The following is a 6,455-nucleotide window of genomic DNA, read 5'->3' as shown; positions in this document are numbered from 1 at the left end:
CCTGAAAGGCTCTAAGCCGAGTCAAAGCGTCCCATAAATCTTTTACCTCGTTTTTGCTAACGTCGCTGGAATAGCCTTAGAAAAACAAAACCCCAGCAAAAATACTGGGGTTTATCAGTAACCTGAGAGAGCCGAAGGGCTCTCTTTTTTTGTTAACGAAAAGCCCATCCTGAGAAAATGTAAACCTCCCCTAATTAGTTACACGTATAATTAGAGTTCACCGACGGTGAATGCTTGGCCAGATATTCCCATGGCGTCAGGTCATTCAGTGAGTCGTGTGGTCGTTCTTCGTTATATTCCCGTACCCAGTTTTCAGTCAGTTCCCGCACTTCATTTAAGGTCCTAAAGACGTACATATTCAGGATCTCATCGCGGTAAGTGCGGTTAAATCGTTCAACGTATGAGTTCTGTGTCGGCGTACCTGGCTGTATAAATTCCAGCTGGATTCCGTGCTCTTCAGCCCATTCCGCCAGTGTGGCTGAGATAAACTCAGGGCCATTATCCATGCGCAGCTTTTTCGGATAACCCCGCCAGGCAACAGTGCGTTCCAGCACTCGTATTACCCGTGGTGCTGGCAAGTTCAGATCGATCTCAATTGCCAGGGCTTCACGATTGAAGTCATCCACTAAGTTGAACGTTCTGAAGCGACGACCACAGAACAGGCTGTCACTCATAAAGTCCATCGACCAACAATAATTCTCCACAGCAGGTACTGCCAGAGGCTCTGGATGACGGGTGGGCAACCGTTTCTTACCGCGCCGCCGTTTATTCAGGTTTAGCTCGCAATACAGTCGATAGACCCGCTTATGGTTCCAGGTATGCCCCCACCGACGCAGGATCTTGAACAGCTTGCTGAAGCCGTAAGCAGGGTAACGCTCTACCGCTTCCTGCAACTTTAATATGACAGCATCATCCCTGTGAACGTCAGGCTGATACCGATACACTGAGTCACTAATGCCAACGGCGCGACAGGCCATTCGAAGACTTACCCCATGCTCCTTGCAGGCATAATCAACAAGTTCTCGCCTGATCGCTGGCTTTACAGCTTTTTTCAATGATGTCTTTGAGAATTCGATGCTCAAGGCTCAGATCAGCAAACATAGCTTTCAGGCGTCGATTTTCTTCTTCCAACTCCTTGAGCCGTTTGATATCTGAGGCTTCCATACCGCCGTATTTGGCTTTCCAGTTGTAGTACGTGGCATCGGATATTCCATACTCACGGCAGACCTCTTTAACCAGTCTGCCTGCTTCTACTTCTTTCAGAATCTTAACGATCTGTGTTTCCGTGTAGCGTGATTTTTTCATTGTTAGCTCTCCGTGTTGACGTAGTGTACGTCGGAGAACTCTAAATGTGGATGCCGCTATTTTAGGGGAGGTTTACATAATCAAGATTTGCTTCAAAGTAAGGTTGCCCTTCTGCATCCACGAAACAATCGTAAAACTGTACCGTAAACCTTGTTAATTCCTCGTCATCATCCTGGTTTTTAATATAACCCTGCCAGTCACTGGAGACCATACACCCTTTAATTTGCGACTTAACGTCCAGCTTGCACTGTTCATCATCTTCACACAGCTTTATCAGGTCATACTCAATAATCTTTCGAAACATCAGCTCTTCGACATCGGCTTCGGTGCATGAGGTAAGCAGGAATAAACTTAAAATAACGACTAAAACTTTCATAATCACGTCCAGGTGATAATCCATCCAGAGTTAACCCTCGCAATCAATTAAAGCGACAAGACATGCCTTAATGTAAACTTCCCTAATTAGTTACATCTATAATTAGAGTTCACCGACGGTAAATGCACGTTGATTTTCGAAGAATGATAGCCTGACTATCCGATGATAACGTGGCCACGTCAAGATTATCGACGGATAAAAATGAGCAAAATATGAAGAGTATTACTGTCAGCGGTTAATCCCCTCTCACAGCTAATCTTTAAATTGGAGAACTTTAATAGATCTTAGTCAGTAACGTCTTTGAATGCGTCAGACAGTGAGTGATGATGAAGCTCAAACCAACTTCAGTATCTCAAAAGCTAGTAGCAGACGAGCAACAGCCTTAAAGATCAGTATTCAATAAAAGGTGGCATGATAATAGATATAAATCAGGCGCTTTAGTAAAAGCGCCCGATTAATTATAGCGATTAGAAGTTAAATGCAACGCCCAGTGAGAGCAGATTCACACCATCACCATCTAGATCGTAGCGTTCCAACTCTCCACGGATAGAAACAACGTCCAGATTGTAAGACGCGCCAATTCCGTAAACTACATCAGTACCATCACCACGCACTAAGCTCATGCCAGTTTCTTTAACTCTAGCATTCCAAGCCTGATAACCAACCTTAGCAAAAACGCCAAAAGAATCATTCACTGGTAAAGTACCAACTGCTGCAACGCCAACGCTACTCATTGACGCTACAACTTTATTAATGCCGTCTGTAGCTGAGATTTGGCCTAAATCTGTATAAAAACCTTCAAGGGCTATGTTAGAGGTAAAGTTATACCCTGCAAAAAGCTTGTATCCTGTATCACTATCATCAACAGAAACACCAGGAATACTATCCAAATCATCCAGGGCACTAGAGCTAGTTTTACCTATTGAAGCACCAACATAAAGACCGTCATCTGCAGCAAAGGCATTAACAGAAGCAAGAGATATAGCAGCTGCAACAGAAGCAGCTAATAGAGATTTTTTCATTAATTGAACCACCTTTAGTAAGACAAAAAGTCATGAGATATGAATCATGAAGACCATAACAAATTATATACCATTACACCTGCCTGTCTCTATAAGAAAACAGATGATTTAATTAAGATGTAGCAAAGTCACTTCAGATATGGTGACTCCCAACAGAGACATTCACATAAGTATTGCTCATGGCTATCTAAAAAAATATAAATATCTACACTTGCCATCAATCCATTTACATGTTGAATTAGTATTAGTTCAGGCCAAATATAACACTTCTTCTTGAAAAGAGTGGGTTATCGGATTTTATTTTAGGTGCTGAAACCTGCAATTAAAACAGAAAAGAGGTAATCCTCCCACCCTCTTGATACTAAGAGTTGTATCGTTAAACACATGGCAGGCTTGCTGAGTCTGGCAGACGAGCTGGGGGGGGGGTAACATATGCATAGCCTGCAAAATGATGGGCGTATCGGGAGATATGTCTGTAATGGTCTAATGACACCGGACACTTTAATAAGAGACTATAAACGTCAAACATTGAGGTGTAGAAATGGGACAGAAACGTAGTTATAAGCAATACCCGAAAGAATTCAAACAAGAAGCTGTTGCGCTGGTCGTTGACCAGGGTTACTCAGTGCCTGAGGCCGCTAAATCACTGGGTATTGCGACCAATATGCTCTATCGCTGGAAACAGCAATTTGAAGAGCAGCAACAAGGACAGACGCTGGCCGAGGATGAACGAGAAGAGCTAAAACGCCTGCGCAAGGAAAATAAAGAGCTTCGTATGGAGAAGGAGATTTTAAAAAAGGCTTCAGCCTTCTTCGCGAAAGAAATGAAGTAAAGTATCGCTTCGTTCAGCGGCGGGCCGCGATTTATCCAGTACGTATTCTGTGCCGAGTCATGAGAGTGAGCAGCTCAGCATATTACAGCTGGTGTAAACGGTCAGCCAAGGTCATCAGCGCTGATACTCTGCACTTGTATCGCAGAGCCAAAGAGTTGTTTAGGGCTAGCCGAGACAGCCTGGGCAGTCGAGAGCTGGCGAAAAAGCTACGTGAAGAAGGCTTTAAAATTGGACGTTATCGCACCCGTACCCTCATGCGACAACTGAAATTAAAGGTTAGGCAACGTATCGCTTACAAGGTGACGACTAAGCGCCGACATAGTGATCAGGTGGCTGACAACCTGCTGAACCAGAATTTTAATCCGGTTGCTCCGAATGAGGTTTGGGCTGGCGATATCACGTATCTCAGAACCGCAGAGGGCTGGATGTATCTTGCGGTCGTGATGGACTTGTACTCACGTCGTATAGTGGGTTGGCATATTGATAAACGCATGAGTGCTGACTTGGTTTGCAGAGCATTGATGAAAGCCGTTAATCTCCGTCAGCCGAAAAAGGGCTTGGTCTTCCACAGTGACCGAGGTTCACAATATACCAGCAAGCAACATAGGCGTTTACTGAAAAGCTACGACCTCCGCTCATCGATGGGAGACGTTGGAGCCTGCTGGGACAATGCCGTCGTTGAGCGTTTCTTTGGTAGCTTGAAGCATGACTGGATACTGAAGGTTTACCAGCCAACGCGGGAGCATATGAAGCAGATGTAGCTAAGTACATGAGATATTACAATCTGGAAAGGCTGCATTCTGCGAATGGCAATTTATCTCCAATCAACTTGGAAAATTCACAACGAAAGGTGTCCGGTTGGAGTTGACCAGTACACCCATATCGCTACATAGATGCGGCGAATGAAAGCGATGTTGAATCGCTGCTAGAGTAGAATCTGCCGTGTACCTACTCACAAAACGTGTCGAACCGGCTGCTGACTCGGCGGTCGTCTAACATGTCATTGATGAGCCTGCTCCGCTCTTGAATATAAGGGAGAAAAGCTAAAAACAGCTAACCATTCTCGTTCACTGAAAATGAGCAAGCCCATTGATCAGCTTGTATAGCAGAGCTATACATATCCATTTGCCTGAGTTTGCCTCGAACATAAAATCGATTCCATTTTACAGATAAACAGATTGGCACACAGATCACTCCCTTTCTCTAAAGCCAGGAAGCGAGGAAGATTGGAATTTCTATGAGGGCAGGTCCTGGCGGACCCACAAAGACGAAACAGAAAGCTGCGAATTACTGCTACCCATTAGCCGACGGTAGTCAAGAACCAGTACTGTCCCAGCAGCACATATTCTAAGCACTGTCATATCTGCCTGTCCTCGCGTTCTTGGTGACTCATTCACACCCAGTTCTTCGCTCAGTCGGTTGCGTAATCAGCTGAACTGATTCGCACCAGTCACCCATGTAGATCAAGGCATTGAACCGCATCCTATAATGCCTGCTCTGCCCCTGGCACTTTTGGTGCCCCAGAAAAACGTTGGTACCCTGACCTGTCCATTGGATTACTGTTCAGATCTTGTGGCTACTTCTCAGCGCCAACTTCTTGTTGGATCAGATCAGAGGCAAATCAGTGTAACCATTTACGCGTCGCAGGAAATGAAGGTTGAGGTCACGGCTAATCAGGTCTGATGGTTCTACCAACCCCACAGCTGGCTCATGGCCTCAACCAAAACGGCTATCCAAAGGCGCGCTGTATATCGAAAGCCTCCCGTTTTTTCAACGGGGGAGACGGGGTCACCCATTATCCGACGGTAGTCAAGAACTAGTACTACCCCAGCAGCGCATATTCTAAGCACTGTCATATCTGCCTGTCCTCGCGTTCTTGGTGACTCATTCACACCCAGTTCTTCGCTCAGTCGGTTGCGTAATCAGCTGAACTGATTCGCACCAGTCACCCATGTAGATCAAGGCATTGAACCGCATCCTATAATACCTGCTCTGCCCCTGGCACCTTTGGTGCCCCAGAAAAACGTTGGTACCCTGACCTGTATTGGATTACTGTTCAGATCTTATGGCTACTTCTCAGCGCCAACTCCTTGTTGGATCAGATCAGAGGCAAATCAGTGTAACCATTTACGCGTCGCAGGAAATGAAGGTTGAGGTCACGGCTAATCAGGTCTGATGGTTCTACCAACCCCACAGCTGGCTCATGGCCTCAACCAAAACTGCTATCCAAAGGCGCGCTGTATATCGAAGGCCTCCCGTTTTTTCAAGACATGGAAGGTGGCTCGGGCCAGCTTGTGCGCCACGGCCTTGATCGCAATAATTCCATTACGTTTAGCCTTCTTGCGCTGATAAAAGCGCCGCACCGGTTCGTGGTAGCGAATGGCGAAGTTGGCCGCTTCTACAAAGGCCCAGGCAAGGTATTTGTTGCCGTTCTTACGGTTGTTCTCGCCCTTTTTCTTGTTGTTACTCTCGCGCCGACTTTCCACGCAGCGGCAATAGGAGGCGTAGTTGCCAGGGGCATGGAATCGGTCCATGTCGCCGCTTTTCAGTAACACGGTCCAACCCAGAATATCGCCAATACCGGCAACGCCTTTGAGATAGACGAGGTCGCGTGAGGGCTTGATGTGGGTTTTGATGGCTTGCTCCAGGATGCCTATTTGTTTATCCAGGCTGTGCATGATGTACAGATTAGCAGAGGCAGCCAGTGCCTGTTCTGCCATTGGTAGTTGCTGCGCGAGTCCTTCGATGCTCAGATGCTTGATGTCATTGCCGCTAACTTTCTTGCCAATATTTCGGTAAACCAGATTCTGGATGCTGAGGATATGGGTGGTGCGCTGCCGCACCAGCTGCATGCGTTTGCGTAGCAGGTCCCGAAAGCCCCGTTCCTGCTTCGGGTAGATATATCCCTCTTTCAAAATCC

The 6,455-nt window shown here is 46.3% G+C and carries 4 protein-coding genes and 1 pseudogene; 1 reads left to right on the top strand and 4 read right to left on the bottom strand.

The window, feature by feature from the left end; translation table 11 throughout:
• Nucleotides 1–194: 194 nt before the first annotated feature.
• The 3 genes from JW499_RS21190 to JW499_RS21180 form a co-directional block, all read right to left on the bottom strand.
• A protein-coding gene (locus JW499_RS21190) for an IS3 family transposase (RefSeq protein ID WP_232846574.1) occupies nucleotides 195–1,305 on the bottom strand; the annotation gives its coding sequence in 2 pieces (ribosomal slippage) (nucleotides 195–1,053 and nucleotides 1,052–1,305; 1,113 coding nt in all).
• A gap of 61 nt (nucleotides 1,306–1,366) precedes the next feature.
• Nucleotides 1,367–1,681 carry a hypothetical protein gene (locus tag JW499_RS21185; protein ID WP_205212450.1) on the bottom strand — a complete coding sequence of 105 codons (315 nt, stop codon included), beginning with the start codon at nucleotides 1,679–1,681 and terminating at the stop codon, nucleotides 1,367–1,369.
• A 467-nt stretch (nucleotides 1,682–2,148) separates the two neighbouring features.
• Nucleotides 2,149–2,703, bottom strand: coding sequence for a porin family protein (locus tag JW499_RS21180; protein ID WP_205212449.1), 555 nt, complete (start codon nucleotides 2,701–2,703; stop codon nucleotides 2,149–2,151).
• A gap of 541 nt (nucleotides 2,704–3,244) precedes the next feature.
• Between JW499_RS21180 and JW499_RS21175 the strand changes: the two are divergent.
• Nucleotides 3,245–4,403, top strand: a pseudogene (locus JW499_RS21175) (IS3 family transposase).
• A 1,354-nt stretch (nucleotides 4,404–5,757) separates the two neighbouring features.
• Here JW499_RS21175 and JW499_RS21170 read toward each other — a convergent pair.
• The coding region (locus JW499_RS21170) for a transposase (RefSeq protein ID WP_205212448.1) at nucleotides 5,758–6,455 on the bottom strand (698 nt) is incomplete at its 5' end.

The organism is Amphritea pacifica (assembly GCF_016924145.1).
Taxonomy (GTDB): domain Bacteria; phylum Pseudomonadota; class Gammaproteobacteria; order Pseudomonadales; family Balneatricaceae; genus Amphritea; species Amphritea pacifica.
This window is presented reverse-complemented; position numbering and strand designations above follow the sequence as displayed.